General features: G+C 61.3%; 16 protein-coding genes. 4 read left to right on the top strand and 12 right to left on the bottom strand.

Annotated features, from left to right (window positions below; translation table 11 throughout):
* Positions 1 to 9: 9 nt before the first annotated feature.
* Complete coding sequence (locus HMPREF2888_RS09945; protein WP_070518725.1) at positions 10 to 1,686, bottom strand: FAD-binding dehydrogenase; 1,677 nt, start codon at positions 1,684 to 1,686, stop codon at positions 10 to 12.
* A gap of 75 nt (positions 1,687 to 1,761) precedes the next feature.
* Positions 1,762 to 3,843 carry a phenylacetic acid degradation bifunctional protein PaaZ gene (gene paaZ, locus HMPREF2888_RS09940; RefSeq protein ID WP_070432711.1) on the bottom strand — a complete coding sequence of 694 codons (2,082 nt, stop codon included), beginning with the start codon at positions 3,841 to 3,843 and terminating at the stop codon, positions 1,762 to 1,764.
* Between the two features lie 90 nt (positions 3,844 to 3,933).
* On the opposite strand from paaZ, the gene HMPREF2888_RS09935 reads away from it, so the two are divergent.
* Both HMPREF2888_RS09935 and HMPREF2888_RS09930 read left to right on the top strand, forming a co-directional pair.
* A complete protein-coding gene (locus tag HMPREF2888_RS09935; protein WP_061925297.1) occupies positions 3,934 to 4,326 on the top strand; it encodes a PaaI family thioesterase in 393 nt (130 codons plus the stop codon).
* 144 nt (positions 4,327 to 4,470) lie between these two features.
* Entirely contained in the window at positions 4,471 to 5,358 is an 888-nt protein-coding gene (locus HMPREF2888_RS09930; RefSeq protein WP_061925292.1) for an endonuclease domain-containing protein, read from the top strand.
* A gap of 73 nt (positions 5,359 to 5,431) precedes the next feature.
* Here the strand turns inward: HMPREF2888_RS09930 and HMPREF2888_RS09925 are convergent, their stop codons facing one another.
* The 10 genes from HMPREF2888_RS09925 to HMPREF2888_RS09880 form a co-directional block, all read right to left on the bottom strand.
* A complete protein-coding gene (locus HMPREF2888_RS09925) occupies positions 5,432 to 6,268 on the bottom strand; it encodes a 3-hydroxyacyl-CoA dehydrogenase family protein (protein WP_061925289.1) in 837 nt (278 codons plus the stop codon).
* Complete coding sequence (locus tag HMPREF2888_RS09920; protein ID WP_061925286.1) at positions 6,252 to 7,034, bottom strand: enoyl-CoA hydratase/isomerase family protein; 783 nt, start codon at positions 7,032 to 7,034, stop codon at positions 6,252 to 6,254. The genes HMPREF2888_RS09925 and HMPREF2888_RS09920 overlap by 17 nt, the downstream gene beginning before the upstream one ends.
* On the bottom strand, positions 7,035 to 8,240 hold the full coding sequence (locus HMPREF2888_RS09915; protein ID WP_061925282.1) for a thiolase family protein: 1,206 nt from the start codon (positions 8,238 to 8,240) through the stop codon (positions 7,035 to 7,037).
* Positions 8,241 to 9,017 carry an enoyl-CoA hydratase/isomerase family protein gene (locus HMPREF2888_RS09910; protein WP_061925279.1) on the bottom strand — a complete coding sequence of 259 codons (777 nt, stop codon included), beginning with the start codon at positions 9,015 to 9,017 and terminating at the stop codon, positions 8,241 to 8,243.
* 30 nt (positions 9,018 to 9,047) lie between these two features.
* Positions 9,048 to 10,202, bottom strand: coding sequence for a 1,2-phenylacetyl-CoA epoxidase subunit PaaE (paaE, locus tag HMPREF2888_RS09905; protein WP_061925276.1), 1,155 nt, complete (start codon positions 10,200 to 10,202; stop codon positions 9,048 to 9,050).
* On the bottom strand, positions 10,202 to 10,741 hold the full coding sequence (paaD, locus tag HMPREF2888_RS09900) for a 1,2-phenylacetyl-CoA epoxidase subunit PaaD (RefSeq protein WP_061925273.1): 540 nt from the start codon (positions 10,739 to 10,741) through the stop codon (positions 10,202 to 10,204). The genes paaE and paaD overlap by 1 nt, the downstream gene beginning before the upstream one ends.
* 14 nt (positions 10,742 to 10,755) lie before the next feature.
* Entirely contained in the window at positions 10,756 to 11,592 is an 837-nt protein-coding gene (paaC, locus tag HMPREF2888_RS09895) for a 1,2-phenylacetyl-CoA epoxidase subunit PaaC (RefSeq protein ID WP_061925270.1), read from the bottom strand.
* Positions 11,589 to 11,876, bottom strand: coding sequence for a 1,2-phenylacetyl-CoA epoxidase subunit PaaB (paaB, locus tag HMPREF2888_RS09890; protein ID WP_005530876.1), 288 nt, complete (start codon positions 11,874 to 11,876; stop codon positions 11,589 to 11,591). The genes paaC and paaB overlap by 4 nt, the downstream gene beginning before the upstream one ends.
* A 29-nt stretch (positions 11,877 to 11,905) precedes the next feature.
* Positions 11,906 to 12,874 (bottom strand): 1,2-phenylacetyl-CoA epoxidase subunit PaaA, encoded by a 969-nt coding sequence (gene paaA, locus HMPREF2888_RS09885; RefSeq protein WP_061925266.1) that lies wholly within the window; start codon positions 12,872 to 12,874, stop codon positions 11,906 to 11,908.
* A 134-nt stretch (positions 12,875 to 13,008) separates the two neighbouring features.
* Positions 13,009 to 13,443 carry a hotdog fold thioesterase gene (locus tag HMPREF2888_RS09880; RefSeq protein ID WP_061925263.1) on the bottom strand — a complete coding sequence of 145 codons (435 nt, stop codon included), beginning with the start codon at positions 13,441 to 13,443 and terminating at the stop codon, positions 13,009 to 13,011.
* Positions 13,444 to 13,542: 99 nt separating this feature from the next.
* Between HMPREF2888_RS09880 and HMPREF2888_RS09875 the strand changes: the two genes are divergently transcribed.
* The gene (locus HMPREF2888_RS09875) at positions 13,543 to 14,151 is read left to right on the top strand and encodes a TetR/AcrR family transcriptional regulator (RefSeq protein WP_061925260.1); all 609 of its coding nucleotides are present in this window, start codon (positions 13,543 to 13,545) and stop codon (positions 14,149 to 14,151) included.
* Between the two features lie 352 nt (positions 14,152 to 14,503).
* Positions 14,504 to 15,769, top strand: a complete 1,266-nt coding sequence (locus HMPREF2888_RS09870; RefSeq protein WP_371326212.1) for an AMP-binding protein — start codon at positions 14,504 to 14,506, stop codon at positions 15,767 to 15,769.
* Positions 15,770 to 15,792 lie beyond the last annotated feature (23 nt).

Below are 15,792 nucleotides of genomic sequence, written 5' to 3'. Positions count from 1 at the left end.
TGGGCCATCTTAGCTGCGCGCGAGAGCCTCGCCTACGCGCTTGCCAGAATGGATGCAGCCGCCCAGGAACGTGCCCTCGAGCGCGTTCTTGCCATGCATGCCACCGCCGCCGAAGCCGGACGCCTCGCCGCAGGCATACAGGCCGGTCAGGACGGTTCCGTCGGGATTGAGGCAGGCGCCGTCGAGGTTGGTTTCGATGCCGCCCAGCGTCTTGCGGGTGAGCACCTTGAGGCGCACCGCGATGAGCGGGCCCTTGTCGAGCAAGCGATGCGGGGCCGCGCAGCGAATCAACTTGTCGCCCAAGAAACCGCGAGCGATGCGGATGTAGTTGACCTGAGCGTCCTTGGAGAACGGGTTGTCGAGCTGCGCGTCGCGATCCTCAATGATCTTGCGCAGTTGGTCCACATCAATCTTGGGTGAACCCTCTGGACTGATGGAATTCATGCCTTTGACCAGGTCTTCTAGGCTATCTTCGACAACCCAGTCGATGCCGTTGTCCATGAAAGCCTTGATGGCCACATGGGTGCCTGGGCCGAGCTTGCCGGCCAGCTTCTTGAACTCCTTGTCTGTGAGATCGGGGTTCTGCTCGGAGCCGGAGAAGATGAACTCTTTGTCCGCAATCTCCTGGTTAAGCACGAACCAGGAGTAGCCATGTCCGGTGTTGGTGATGTGCGACAGTGCGGCGAGGTTATCCGAACCAGGGAAGAGGTTGGTGGGCAGGCGATTGCCTTCCGCGTCGAGCCACAGGCTGGATGGGCCTGGGATGATGCGGATGCCATGCTCTGGCCAGATGGAATCCCAGTTGCTCATGCCCTCGGGGTAGGCCCACATGCGGTCCTGGTTGACGAGGTTGGCGCCGGCCTTGCTGGCGATGTCGATTCCGCGGCCGTCGACATGCGCGGGAACACCCCTGACCAGCTCCTCTGGGCATTTACCCCAGCGCTCAGTGGGCCACATGGTGCGCACTTTCTCAAGGTTTCCGCCGATGCCGCCGGTGGCAATCACCACGGCCTGGCCACGGAGCTCAAATTGCTTGACGACGTCCCTTCCGCTCGCCTCACCACGCACTTGGTCGGTGGGCGCCAGGACCGAGCCCTTCACGCCGACGACGCGCCGTGCGCTCCCGTTCCCCTCGGTGATGAGCTCGTCCACGCGGTGGCGGAAGTGGAATTCCACCTTGCCTTCCTTCTCGGCCTTCTCAAGAGGTTCACGGAAGACATGGACTACCTCAGGGCCGGTGCCCCAGGTGAGATGGAAGCGGGGGACTGAATTGCCGTGCCCGGAGGCGTCGCCCGAGCCGCGCTCTGCCCAGCCAATGGTGGGCAGCACGTTAAGTCCCAGCTTCTTGAGGTAAGAGCGCTTTTCATTTGCAGCGAAGCGAACGTACTCGCGGCCCCACTTACGGGGCCAGTAGTCGTGGGAGTCTTCGGTGGTGACTTCGTCGTAGTCGGCGGAGTTGGCCCAGTCGCGCCAGGCCAGCTCCTCGGAGTCTTTCACGCGCATGAGCTTTTGCTCAGGGGAGCCGACGTAAAACAGGCCGCCAAGTGACCAAAAGGCCTGTCCACCGAGGTTATTGCGGTTTTCCTGCTCGAGGAAGATGACGTGCTTGCCGCCTTTGATGGCCTCGTAACCTGCGACCATTCCTGCCAGCCCAGCGCCGACGATAATGACTGAGTTCTCTTTCATACACAAAAGCATACGGCAGGAATGTGACCTGTGACGCAGTCTCTTTAATTGTGGCGGCAATGACGCCTATTCGTATTACTGCTGCGCGTAGATGGTGTCGACTTTCTCCACCAGGGTCAGGACGTCGTAGGACGCAACCAGCTCGTCGTGCTGGTTGTAGAGGGCAGCATCCCAGCAGACCTCGCCATAATCGTCGGTCACGCGCGGGGTGATGCGCTTGGCGGTGAGCTCGATGCGGATGGAATCGTCGTAGGTGACAGGGTTGATAAAACGCAGGTTCTCTAGCCCGTAGTTTGCCAGAACGGGACCCGGCGCCGGCTCCACGAAAAGGCCTGCGGCCCAGGAGACCAGGAGGTAGCCGTGTGCGACGCGGCGTGGGAAGAAGGGGTTCGCGGTGGCGGCCTCTTCGTCGGTGTGGGCGTAAAAAGTATCGCCGGTTTCGTTGGCGAAGGCCGTGATGTCTTCCAAGGTGACCTTGCGCAGATCGGAAGCGAATTGGTCGCCGACCTTGAGCGTTGCCAGATCCTTGCGGAAAGGATGTGTGCCGGTGCCTGCCTCCACATCGGCGCGGGTCACGCGGTTAACGGCCGCGCCACGGTGCCACTGGCCGGTAATTGCCGTGAGGTGGTCTGGGGTGCCCTGGATGGCGGTGCGCTGCATGAAGTGCTTGATGCCGCGCACGCCGCCGAGCTCCTCGCCGCCGCCGGCGCGGCCCGGGCCGCCGTGGACTAGGTGCGGCAGGGGAGAGCCGTGGCCGGTTGAGGTCTTGGCGTCGTCGCGGTCGAGGAAATGCAGGCGGCCGTGGTGAGCGGCGATACCGCGTCCGAGCTGGGCAGTTAGCTCTGGGTCGTGGGTTACGACGGATGCGACCAGTGAGCCTGCACCCAGGGCCGCCAATTCGATGGCCTCCTCAGGGGTCTCGTAGCCGATGAAGGAGACCACCGGGCCGAAGGCCTCGGTGTTATGCACGGCTGGGGTGCGAGAATCTGCAAAGCGCAGAATCGTCGGTGCGAAGAATGCGCCTTCGAGCTCGTCGGGGCCGCCGCAGATGAGCTCGCCGCCGGCGTCGACAAGCGTGCGCACTGCAGTGGCGACGTCCTCGCGCTGCTCAACGGAGACCAGCGGACCCATGGTGGCGTTAGTGTCGCGCGGATCGCCTGGTACGACCTTCGCCTCGAGGCGTGCCTTCAGCGCTGCGATGACGGGATCGACGAGGTTCTGCGGCACGATAGCGCGGCGGATGGCGGTACATTTCTGCCCAGCCTTGGCGGTCATCTCGCCGAAGACGGCCTTGACGTAGGCTTCGAACTCGGGGGAGTCCTCGGTGACGTCGGTGCCTAGGATGGCCGCGTTCAGGGAATCGGCCTCGGCGCTGAACTGGATGCCGCCCTCCACGACGTTGCGGTGGCTGCGCAACGCGTGTGTGGTGGCTGCGGAACCGGTGAAGGCCACGTGATCGCGGTAATCGAGGTGATCCAGCAAATCGCGCGCGGAACCGGAGATGAGCTGCAGGGATCCCTCGGGGAGGATGCCGGAATCCAGCATGAGGCGGACGCAGGCCTCGGTGACGTAACCGGTAGGGGTGGCTGGCTTCACGATGGAGGGTACGCCCGCGATGAAAGCCGGCGCGAACTTCTCGAGCATGCCCCAGACCGGGAAGTTGAAGGCGTTAATTTGCACGGCCACGCCCGGAATCGAGGTGTAGATGTGCTGGCCAATGAACGATCCGTCCTTGGAGAAGACCTCAGCCTCGCCGTCGGGGATGACGGTGGAGTTAGGCAGCTCGCGACGTCCCTTCGAAGAGAAGGTGAACATGGTGGAGATGCCGCCGTCGACGTCGACGAAGTTATCGCGCTTGTTGGCACCGGTTTTGTGCGCGAGCTCGTTGAGCTCATCACGGTGCTCCTGCAGGTAAAGCGCCAGTTCCTTGAGCTTGATGGCGCGCTCGTGGAAGGTAAGCGCCTGCAGGCCCATACGGCCGGTGGTGCGGGCATAATCGACGGCCGCGGCAATATTGAGGCCCTCTGCGCTCACGCGAGCGACCAGCTCGCCGGTGGATGCATCGTGAACATCGGTGATCTTGCTGGGGTTGTCAGGCGTGACCCACTGCCCGGCGAGGAAGCTGGGGACAAGCTGCGCGGTGTTCTCGTTTGTCATTGCGGGAATCGTTCCTTTCGCGAGTAACTGATCGTTCGGTCAGTAATTTAAGTTAGTATAATCCACATCACATCGCGAGGAGGGAGAACCATGCAGCAATGGCAAATTGTGCTCGGTGAGCTAGACAAGAAAATGGGCGTTGAGGTGCTCGAACAGTCGCCGGAGAAAGTTGTGGCCACCATGCCGGTGGAGGGGAATACGCAGTCCTTCGGCATCTTGCACGGCGGTGCGATGGTGTGCCTAGCCGAGGCCGTGGGCAGCTGGGCGGCCGTCATCCATGCTTCGACGCAGGGCAAGGTAGCTGTGGGCGTGGACATCAACGCCACGCATCACTCTTCCGGGCGCGCCGGGTTGGTTACCGCTACTGCGACGGCCATTAAGTTGGGGCGCACGCTGTGTAGCCACGAGGTCGTGATTACCGACGAAGCCGGCAAGCGCCTGTGCACCGCGCGAATCACGAACGCATTGGTGGAAAGAAGCTAGGTTAGCCGCCCCAGATGCCAAATCGACGCATGTTGGCTGCCTGAATGGGCCACGATTTGGCATCTAGGCAGGCGTGAGCGCCTCCACCGCTTCAAGCTGCACACCCCGCCCGCCGGTGCTAGCTTCCAATTGGGGGAGATAATCATGCACAAGGGCTTAGTGTCGGGGCTGACGAAGAGCCAACTGGCCACGCACATCAAACACGGGCGCGTCACCAAGATTGCGCGGGGACTCAACGTCTGGGGCAGGCCCACGCCGCTGGAAGTGCTCTGGGCGGTCCAACAGCGATACCCGCAGGCCGTCGCCACTGGGCGGACAGCTGCGCAGTTGTATCTGAAGCGCGAGGTGACACTGCCATTAGAACTCGCCGCACCGAAGCGTCTGCCAGCATCTACGTACTATTCCGCGCGGCGAAGCGTGCGGGAGCAGACGCGCGACGTGCTGGGCTGCTCCGTGCAGAATCCGCTGTTGGCCCTCGAACAGATTGACTGGGGCTGCGGCATCGAGCTCTGTGAGGCGCTTTATGCCGGACATCGCGGGCGCGAGAAGCTCGAGGCAGACCGGGCTGAAATATCCAGCCTGCCCGCCCGAGCGCAGGAGCTGTTGAGGTCCGCCGTATTGTTCACCGACTCCAGCGCGGAGATTGCGGTTGCACGCGCACTCCAGCAGGCAGGGTTGAAAATTGAATGCAACGTGTTCATCGGCGTGCATCGCTGGGACATCGTGATTCCCTCACGCAAGATAGCCATCGAGATTAACGGGCTGCAGTTCCATTCCGAGTTGGGCGTGTGGATTCGCGATCACTGGAAGAACAACGAAGCCGTATTAAGAGGTTGGCGGACTTTGCGCTACACCGGTCATTGCGTGGCGCATCACCTAGATTACATCGTGGAGCAGGTAGCGCAGCCGCCCAATTGGTCGCGGCGTTTCTATTCCTTCGTTCACCTCTGGCACAAGGCGCTGCTGCCTAAACCATGGGAGGAATACGCGCTGCCGCCAGAGCCGGAGTGGGTACACGAAATATCGCCCTAAATGCCAAATCTGCGCTTTACGACGTCGCGATTTCGCTCCGATTTGGCATCTAGGGCGGCGGAACTTAAAGGCGCTAGCTGTAGTCGTAAAACCCCTTACCCGTTTTCCGCCCCAACTCCCCGCGAGCAACCATGTCGCGCATCAGCTGCGGAGGCGCAAAGCGCTCGCCAAGCTGGGACTCCAAGTACTCGGCGATGCCGAGACGCACGTCGAGGCCCACGATGTCGGTGAGCTCGAGCGGGCCGATGGGGAACTTGTAGCCCAGCACCATCGCGTTGTCGATATCGCGCGGGGAGGCCACGCCTTCTTCCACCATGCGGATGGCCTCGAGTGCAATGGCCACGCCCAGGCGGGAGGATGCAAAGCCTGGGGCATCCTTGACTACCACGGCCGTCTTGCCCAAAGCCTCAACCCAGCCCTTGGCGTCCTCGACGAGCTGCTCAGGCGTGGAATCGGCAATAACGACCTCCACCAGCTTGGATGCCGGAACCGGGTTGAAAAAGTGTAGGCCGATCACGTCGTTGTTTACGCTTCCTGCCAGCTCGGATACGGACAGGGAAGAGGTATTGGTGGCAATGACTGCCTCCGGAGCTGCCGCCGAAACGTTGGCGAATGCCTGCGTCTTGAGCTCCATGGACTCCGGGACTGCCTCGACTACCAGCGGGAATCCCGCGAAGTCGGCAGCCTCGGTGGACAGCGTCAGGCGCTGAGCCCACGATTCGAAGGTGCCGGAAGCGCCGCGATCCAGGGAACCCTGAATGGCCTTCTCCACGCGCTGGCGGGCGGCTGCGACGGCATCGTCGTTGATATCGACGACGTGGACCTGCGCACCCGCTGCCAGGAAGGCATGCGCGATGCCGGCACCCATGCGGCCGCCGCCTAGTACTCCAACTTTATTCGGGGTTTTCATCTTTATTTTCCTTCTTGCGGTCGAGGAATGCTTGCATGCGGTCGAACTTGGCCTGAGACTCGAAGAGCACGGCCTGAGCGATGTTGTCTACTGAGGGGTGCGCGGAATCCGGCATGTCCATTAGCTGTTTAGTAATGCGCACGGCCAGCGGGTCGAGCGCGGCGATGCGCTCGGCTAGGGCCTTTGCGCCGTCGAGGAGCTCAGCGGGGGAGTGAACCTCGTTAATAAGGTGTGCCTCCAGCGCCTCTTCGCCGCTTAAGATGCGTCCTGCCAGCAGAATCTCCTTGGCGAGCGGCACACCGACCGTGTTCTTGAGCCGCCACAGCGCGCCGGCCGCGGCGATGATTCCCAGGTTGGCCTCCGGCTGGCCGAACTTGGCAAACGGGGTGGCTACCCGGAAATCCGCAGCGAGTGCCAGTTCCAGGCCGCCGCCTAGGGCATAGCCGTCGACGGCAGCGATGACGGGCATCGGCAGCTGGGCGATGCGGTGAAAGATGCCGGAGTTGATGCCGCGCAGGGCGTCGTCGCGGCGGCGCTCCCGCAGCTGGGCGATGTCCGCGCCCGAGGCGAAGATGCCGCGCGGGCCCTTGGAGGTTTCCACGGTGCAGCCGGTGATGATGAGAATCTGCGGTTCTTGTTCCAACTGCGCACAGAGTTCGTGCAGCTCAGCCACCATCTGTTCGTCGATGGCATTGCGCACTGTTGGGCGGTTCAGGCGGGCTAGAACAAAGCCTTCTTCTTGGGTTACTTCGATAGCGGTACTCATTTAGACCCTCTCGATCGCGATCGCGGTGCCCTGGCCTACGCCGACGCACATGGTGGCGACGCCGCGCTGCAAGCCTTCGGTCTCCAAGCGGTTGAGCAGGGTCAGCGTGATGCGCGAACCCGAGGAACCCAGCGGGTGGCCCAGAGCGATGGCGCCGCCCCACGCGTTGACCTTCTCCTCGTCGAGCCCGAGCTCGCGGATGCATGCGAGGGACTGGGAGGCGAAGGCCTCGTTGAGCTCAACCGCGTCGAGGCCCTCAATGCTCCAGCCAGCGCGTTCAAGCACCTGGCGGGTAGCGGGCACCGGGCCGGTTCCCATGATCTCGGGCTTGACGCCGCGGGCGGAGTTCGCGACCACGCGGGCGCGAGCCTTAAGGCCGTACTTTTCAATCGCCGCAGAGGAGGCGACGATGACGCAGGAAGCGCCGTCGTTAAGCGAAGATGCGTTGCCGGCGGTGGTGACATCGCCGAGGCTGGTTACCGGGCGTAGCTTGGCGAGCTTTTCCAGGGAGGTCTCGGGGCGCGGCCCCTCGTCGGTATCGACGACGGTGACGTTGCCCTTGCGGTCGGTGACCTCGATGGCGACGATCTCGGAGGCGAACTTGCCGTCGGCGATAGCCTGAAGTGCGCGCTGGTGGGAGCGCAGGGCGAATGCGTCCGCGTCCTCGCGGGTGATGCCGTAGACGTTAGCTACCTCTTCGGCGGTCTCCGGCATGGAGTAGGTCATCTTTTCCTGCGCCAGGAACTTGGAGTTGGGGAAGCGCCAGCCGATGGAGGTGTCATAGACCTCGCCCGGTTTGGCAAAGGCCTTGGTGGGCTTTTCCATAACCCACGGCGCGCGCGACATGGACTCCACGCCACCTGCGACGATGATGTCGGCCTGGCCGGATTCCACGAGGGCGGTAGCCAGCGCAATCGAGGACATGCCCGAAGCACACAGGCGGTTGACGGTGATGCCCGGAACGGTGTCGGGGAAGCCAGCGAGCAGCCACGCCATGCGTGCTACGTTGCGGTTTTCCTCGCCGGCGCCGTTGGCGTTACCGATGATGACTTCATCCACCAAGGAGGGATCGATGCCCGCCTCATCCACAGTCTTCTTGATGGCGGTGGCGATGAGATCGTCGGGGCGCACGGAAGAAAGCGCGCCGCCGTAGCGGCCCACCGGCGTGCGGAAACCGGAGACGAGGTATGCGTTAGAGGTAGTCATTTATGCTCCTTTGAACTGCGGCTTGCGCTTTTCGTTGAAGGCATCAAAACCTTCGTAATAGTCTTCGGTCTCGCACAGCTTTCCTTGTGCGATGTTTTCTTGCTCCACGGAGTCCCACAATCCGGTGCCGTTGTCGCGGATGTCTTGGACGAGCTTGCGGCTGGCCATGAATGCCAAGGTGGCCCCTTGAGCCGCGCGCTTGGCGACGCCCCGGGTAAAGTCCAGCAGCTCCTCTGCCGGGAGTGCGCGGGAGAACAGGCCCGCGCGTACAGCCTCGGCGCCGCTGATGAGCTCACCGGTGATGATGAGGTCCATCGCGCGGTGCGGTCCGAGGCGCTCGACGAAGAGGTGGTGGCCCCCGGAGTCAAGGGTGGCGCCGAGGTTGGCAAAAGGAGAACCGAATTTGGCGTCTTCGGCGACATAGACAACGTCGCAGGCCAGCGCGATGCCTAGGCCTACGCCGAGGCAGGGGCCGTGGACTGCGGCAAAGGTTGGGGCGGGGAACTCGTCGAGCTGGCGCAGGACTGGGGTGACCTTGTTGGCTAGGAAGTCGGTTGCGTCATCTTCGCGCGGGTTTAGCCCCTTGATGTTGCGGCCGGCGCTAAAGCCCTTGCCCTCGCCGCGGACGATGAGTGCTTTGGGCTGCGCCTTGGCTGCGGCATCGAGGGCATCGGAAAGCTCTGCCAAATCCGCAATGCCTAGAGAATTCATGGCCTTAGGCTTGTTGAAGATGAGTTCTGCGACGCCGCTTTCAGCGTCCACCTGTAGTTCAATCATGCTGTGCCTTTATAAAGTAAGTAGTGGGTTTTAAGCGTCGAAGTTGAGGGAGACGTTTGGCGTGGTGGCGTGGGATTGGCAGGTCAGCACATAGCCGGCTGCCACTTCGTCGGCCTCGAGGGCGTAGTTTTCATCCATCTCCACTTCGCCTTCTGTGACCTTGGCGCGGCAGGTGCCGCACACGCCGCCGGCGCAGGCGAATGGGACATCGGAGCGCACGCGCAGAGCGGCGTTCAGGAGTGATTCGTGGGCGGAAACCGGGGAGGTAACCGAGCCGGAGAGGCCATCGAGCTGGAAGGTGATTTCGACGTTGTTGCCTTCTGGATCGGCTTCTACCCGGCGGCCAGACTGGTTCTGATTGCCCGTGGGCTTGCCGGTGGTAAAGAGCTCGTAGCGCACGTTCTTCTCGTCGACAGCGCGGCCGGAGAGCTCGTCGCGGACCAGCTGGACCAGTTCGAAGGGGCCGCACAGGAACCACTCGTCCACGTTCTCGGTGCGCACCACGTTATCGAGCAACGTCTGCAGCTTCTCGGCGTCGATGCGGCCGGAAAACAGCGGGTTGACGCGCTGCTCGCGGGAAAGCACGTGATGGACGGCGAAGCGGTTCGGGTACTTATCCTTCAAGTCACCGATCTCCTCGGCAAACATGACATCTCCGCCGCCCTTGTTGGCGAAGATGAGCTCGAAGGTGGTTTCCGGGGACTCCGCCAGCACGGTCTGAGCAATCGCCATGATTGGGGTGATGCCCGAACCCGCGGCAACGGCGACGAGGTGCGGATGGTCAAGCTTTTCCAGCTCCTCGCGCACGGCCTCTGGGTTATTAAGGCCGGTCAGGTGGGTCTTTGAGGTAAACGCGCCCTGCGGGTTCATCACGTCCATCTGGGTACCGGGCTCTAGCTCCTCGTTGGCCCAGGTAGAAAAGATGCCGCCGCGGTCGCGCTTGATGGCCACGCGGATGACGCCGTCGCGCGGCACATCGCAGATGGAATAGGAGCGACGCACTTCCTGGCCGTTGATCTCGGCACGCAGTGCCACGTACTGGCCGGGGATGTAGTTGTAGTCTTCCTGGAGTTCGGCGGGGACTGCGAAGGAAACCTCGACGGAGTCTTCGGTGAGCTTACGTACACCGGTCACGGTCAGGGTGTTGAACGTAGCCTTCTTCTTAGCGGGGATTGTGGTGGTCATTAGTGCACCTTGAAGTAGTCGAAAGGCTCTAGGCAGTCCAGGCAGTTATACAGTGCCTTGCAGGAAGTAGAGCCAAATTGGGCGAGCTTGCGGGTGCGGCGGGAGCCGCAGTGTGGGCATTCGATGGCAGGTGGGGGACCAAGGGTCAGCGGGATGGGTCCAGAGTTTGCCGCGCGGGACTTGCCGGTTGGCGGCGCGATGCCATAATCCTTGAGGCTCTTGCGGCCCAACTCGGTGATCCAGTCGGTGGTCCACGCCGGCTGCAGCACTAGGTCCACGCGGGCAGCGCTGTAGCCTGCCTGCCCCAGCGCTGCGGTGATATCCGCGGTGATGTGCTCCATGGCGGGGCAGCCCGAGTAGGTCGGAGTAATGGTTACCACTGCGACGTCGTCTTCTAGCTTCGCTGCGCGCAGAATCCCCAGGTCCGCAATCGAGATGACGGGAATCTCGGGGTCGGGGACTTGCGCGGCGACGTCCCATACCTGGGCGTCGGCAGGCGCTGCCGGGCGCAGGGGATGAGAGGTATCAGTGATGGTCACAGTGGTCAAACTCCTTACCAGGTAGCGCCCGGATGCTGGCGGGCGAGCGATTGCATCTCGGCGAGGATGTAGCCGCGGTACTCGGAAAAACCGCCGCCGCGCTGGCCGGAACGAGCCTGCTTTACCTGCGGGATATCCAGTTCGGCCTTGCCAAGGACGTGCGCGATGCGCTCGTCGAACTCAGCGCGCAGGGAGGAAGGCAGAACGGCAATCTCTTCGGCGGCGAGTTTCTCGTGCACCGGCAGATCCTCGAAGAGTTCGTCGAGGTAAGGCCACATGTAATTCAGGCCTGCCTGCACGCGGCGCTTGGATTCCTCGGTGCCCAGGCCAAGGCGGAGGATCCACTGATTGGCGTGGTCGACGTGGTACTCGACTTCCTTGATGGCTTTTGCCGCGATGGCCGCTAGCGTCTCATCCTTGGATGCCAGCAGGGCGGTGTAGAGACCGTACTGGTAGTAGGAAAAGAGCAGCTGGCGTGCGATGGTCTGGCCAAAGTCGCCGTTTTCCTGCTCCACGAGGCGGCAGGAACGGAATTGTTCTTCGTTGCGGAAGTAGGCGAGATCGTCCTCAGTTTTGCCATAAGCAGTACCCGCGTAGGTCAGAAGGAAGCGGGCATGGCCGATGAGGTCGAGTGCGATATTTCCGAGTGCGATGTCCTCTTCCATCTCTGGGGCGCGGGAGATCCACCAGCCCAGGCGCTGGGCGAGGATAAGGGCGTCGTCGCCAAGCGTTAGTGCGTAAGCAGCAACGTCTTCCGAGGCCACGGCGCCGGAAGCGGCGATGTCTTCTGCGGTAATGCCGTTACCCTGCGACTGCTTGGTCGCAGAATCGGCGGTTGCGAATCCACTCACAGGTGCGGCACCCCCTCGGACTTGTCGTAGTAGGTGGCGTGGCGGTAGCTCTTGCCCTGCGGGGACTCGAAGAAGCCGCCCTTGGAGTCAGGATCGGAAGAAGAAATTGCTTCGGTGGGAACTACCCACACGGAGGTGCCTTCGTTGCGGCGGGTGTATAGATCGCGCGCGTTACGCAGCGCCATGGTTGCGTCGGGCGCGTGCAAAGAACCAGCGTGGACGTGGGACAAGCCGCGGGAAGAGCGGACGAAGACTTCCCACATTGGCCATTGATTTTCAGACATGGGGTTTCCTTTGGTTGATGTGGAGCGGATTAGGCCGACAGGGCGGAGTCGACGTTGTGGTATTTCTCGGCATAAGCAGCTGCTGCCTCGCGGACCCAGGCGCCGTCGTCATGCGCTTGGCGACGTCGCTGCATACGCTGCACGTTGCACGGACCCTCGCCCTTGATGACGGACTTGAATTCGGCCCAGTCCAGCTCGCCGAAGTCGTAGTGGCCACGCTCCTCGTTCCACTTAAGGTCCGGGTCTTCGAAGTGGAGGCCTAGGGCCTCAGCCTGCGGGACGATCATGTCGACGAAGCGCTGGCGCAGTTCATCGTTGGAGAAACGCTTGATCTTCCACTCCATGGACTGCTTGGAGTTCGGGGAATCATCATCTGGTGGGCCGAACATTTGCAGGGCTGGGCCGTAGAAGCGGTTGATGGCCTCTTGCGCCATCTGCTTTTGCTCCTCGGTGCCGTGGGAGAGTTCGTAGAGGATCTCCCAGCCTTGGCGCTGGTGGAAGGATTCTTCCTTGCAGATGCGCACCATGGCGCGGCCGTATGGGGCATAGGAAGCGCGGCACAGTGGGACCTGGTTGCAGATTGCCGCACCGTCGACCAGCCAGCCGATTGCTCCGATGTCTGCCCAGGTGCGCGCCGGGTAGTTGAAGATGGAGGAGTACTTCGCCGTGCCATCAAGAAGCTGTTGTACCAGCTCATCGCGGGAGGTGCCGAGGGTCTCGGCGGCGGAGTAGAGGTAAAGGCCGTGGCCTGCCTCGTCCTGCACCTTGGCCATGAGGATTGCCTTGCGCTTAAGTGATGGTGCGCGGGTGATCCAGTTGGCTTCTGGCTGCATGCCGATGATCTCGGAGTGCGCGTGCTGGGAGATCTGGCGGGTCAGCGTCTTGCGATAGGCGGCCGGCATCCAGTCGGTGGGCTCAATGCGGGAATCTTCCGCAATGAGCTCGTCGAAGCGTGCTTCTGCCTCTGCGCTGGCGAGTGCGGAGTCAGTGGTAGTCATGGAGGAAATCCTTCTATCCAGATGGAGGAATAAGCGGTGTATTACTTACTGAATGGTTGGTCAGTATATGGGAGATCTGTGACCTACGTCAACACATTTTGTGATGTGTCTCTAGTTTCTTGGGGGAGACTTCGTTACTTCTTGGCCGGCAGGACGCGGAAGGTTCCGCGGAACTCGGCGATGGGTTTGCCGTGGATGCTCAGCGAAACGTCGACGATTCCGTTGCGTCCCCAAGTCTCGCGCGTGATGGCTACGCCACTGACGACGTCGCCCTCGAAAGCGGGGGCGATGTAGTGAATGGAGTTGTGGGCAGCGACGGCGACTTCGCCGGGGGAGTTGCACGCGCCGGCAAAAAGCGAATCGGCGAAGGTGTAGAGAAAACCGCCCTGTGCTGTGCCGTGGCCGTTGCACATCTCTGGGCGGATGGTGAATTGGCCTTCGCAGTGTCCAAGTTCGAGCTTGGTAATCTCCGCGCCGATGTGCGCGGTGGCTTTATCGCTTTCAAACATGGCGCGGACGTGGGCGAATTCTTCAGATTCGGCCACGCCGGGGCGCAGGATCTGGCTCATGGATGCTCCTAGTTAGCTGGAGATCTAGAGCAAGCACTCGATGAGAAATGGGGGTGTGGTGATTGGAGAGTCTAACCATTTTTTGGCCGTTCTGCTTGAATGGGGACCGTGGTTGAAGCAAATGTTGGTGCCGGGCGGGGTCGCCCGGGCTATTCCCGTGATGATGTAATTAGCGCGGCTGTGCGCGCTTTTAATGCCCGTGGATATGACGCGACATCGATGGGGCATGTTGCGCACGAGCTGGGAATTACAAAGTCGGCGCTCTATCACCACATCTCTTCAAAAGAGGAGATTTTGGAGCTGACGGTTGCCCGCGCGCTCAGCGAGCTTGAGGCCGTGGTTGCCGAGGTTAAAGATTCGGACTTGGCTTCCGGGGAGCGTGTGCGCTGCCTGGTGGAGGGGTCCATTCATGTGCTGTGTGTAGACCCGCAGTCGGTGTCTTTGCTGCTGCGGCTGCGTGGCAACTCGGAGGTTGAGTCCCGCGCTTTGGAGCGACGTCGTAAGCTAACCCGCTCAGTTATCCCGCTCGTGCGCGATGCTCAGGAGGATGGCGCAATCAGGTCTGACCTGGACGCTGCGATCTTGACTCGCATGGTCTTTGGCATGGTCAACTCAGTGGCGGAGTGGTACAACCCGGGCGGCAAGCTGGAGGCGGAGGAAGTCGCCGATGCTGTGGTGGGCTTGTTGTTTGGTGGCCTGAGGGGCTAGAAGTTTTGGGGTGCCGCGGGGGTAGCTCGACTGGGGAGAATCTGTGAGAGAAAAATTCTAGGCCTTAGCTGCGTTTTCCCAACGGGAAATGTGCCCTGGGTCATGAAACTTTTTTAATTGTGTTGTAACTCACGTACAGGCCTTGTATTGTACCTCACATGATTTACCTGAACGAACGGTAGGTCATGAATTCGCCGAGGTTAATATTCCTCGGCTTAACCCAAGCAAGACAGTTAAATATCTCGAGCAGCGCTTTCGAGGGAATGCGGGTGTGGACCTCAATTCTCCCGAGTCGAAAGGCAACAACGTGACCGCAACGTTTGACATCTTTTCTGATCACCACGGCCCGCAGATGGGCATTGAGTATGCTTCCCGCGACGAAATCATCGCCTTGCAGACGCAGCGCGCAAAGAACGAGCTGCGCCACGCGTACTACAACGTCCCTCACTACCGTCGTGCGTTTGATGAATTGGGCGTCCACCCCGATGACTTCAAGGAGCTGGCAGACTTTGCCAAGTTCCCGTTCACTGACAAAGAAACGCTGCGCTCCGAGTATCCGTTCGGAATGTTTGCTGTAAACCAGAGCCAGATCTCCCGTATCCACGCGTCCTCCGGCACTACCGGCCGCCCAACCGTGGTGGGGTATACCCAAAATGACGTGAAGATCTGGGCTGAACTCGTGGCTCGTTCCCTGCGTGCCGGTGGCCTGCGCCCAAGCGATAAGGTGCAGATCACCTTCGGCTACGGCCTATTCACCGGTGGTCTTGGCGCTCACTACGGCGTCGAGGAGCTGGGCGCGACCGCAATCCCAACCTCTGGTGGTCAAACCGAGCGCCAGATTCAGATCATGCAGGACTTCCAGCCGGATGCCATCCTTGGCACCCCGTCCTACATGCTTAACCTTTTGGATCGTATGCGTAAAGACGGCATCGACCCGCGTGAAACCTCGCTTCGAGCTGGCGTCTTCGGCGCCGAGCCGTGGACTGAGGGCATGCGTCGCGAGCTCGAAGAAGGCTTTGGCATCACGGCCACCGATATTTATGGCCTCTCTGAGGTCATGGGTCCTGGTGTTGCGCAAGAATGCGTGGAGACCAAGGACGGTCTGACCGTCTGGGAGGATCACTTCTACCCAGAGATCATTGACCCAGAAACCCTGCAGCCGGTGCCTGATGGAGAATACGGCGAGCTCGTGATTTCTTCCTTGACCAAGGAAGCATTCCCGATCATCCGTTACCGTACGCACGACATCACTCGCCTGCTGCCGGGAACAGCGCGTTCCATGCGCCGCATCGACCGAATTTCGGCTCGAAACGACGACATGATCATTCTGCGCGGCGTGAACTGTTTCCCATCCCAGTTTGAGGAAATCATCACTGAGGATTCCAACCTGCGCCCGCGCTACCAATGCATCCTGTCGAAGAAGGGGCGCATGGATCACCTGACGCTGGTTGTTGAACATGCAACAGACGTTGCCCAGTCTGATATCGAAGCATCGGGTGATTGGCTCAAGAAGCAGATCAAGAACCGCATCGGTATCTCCGTCGGCGTCGATGTGGTTGACCACGTTGACTGCGGTGAGGGCAAGGCAAAGCGCATCGTCGATAACCGCGATAAGTAATCGACCTTATCCATCTGCTTTTG

The organism is Corynebacterium sp. HMSC077D03 (assembly GCF_001808545.1).
Taxonomy (GTDB): Bacteria; Actinomycetota; Actinomycetes; order Mycobacteriales; family Mycobacteriaceae; genus Corynebacterium; species Corynebacterium simulans.
This window is presented reverse-complemented; position numbering and strand designations above follow the sequence as displayed.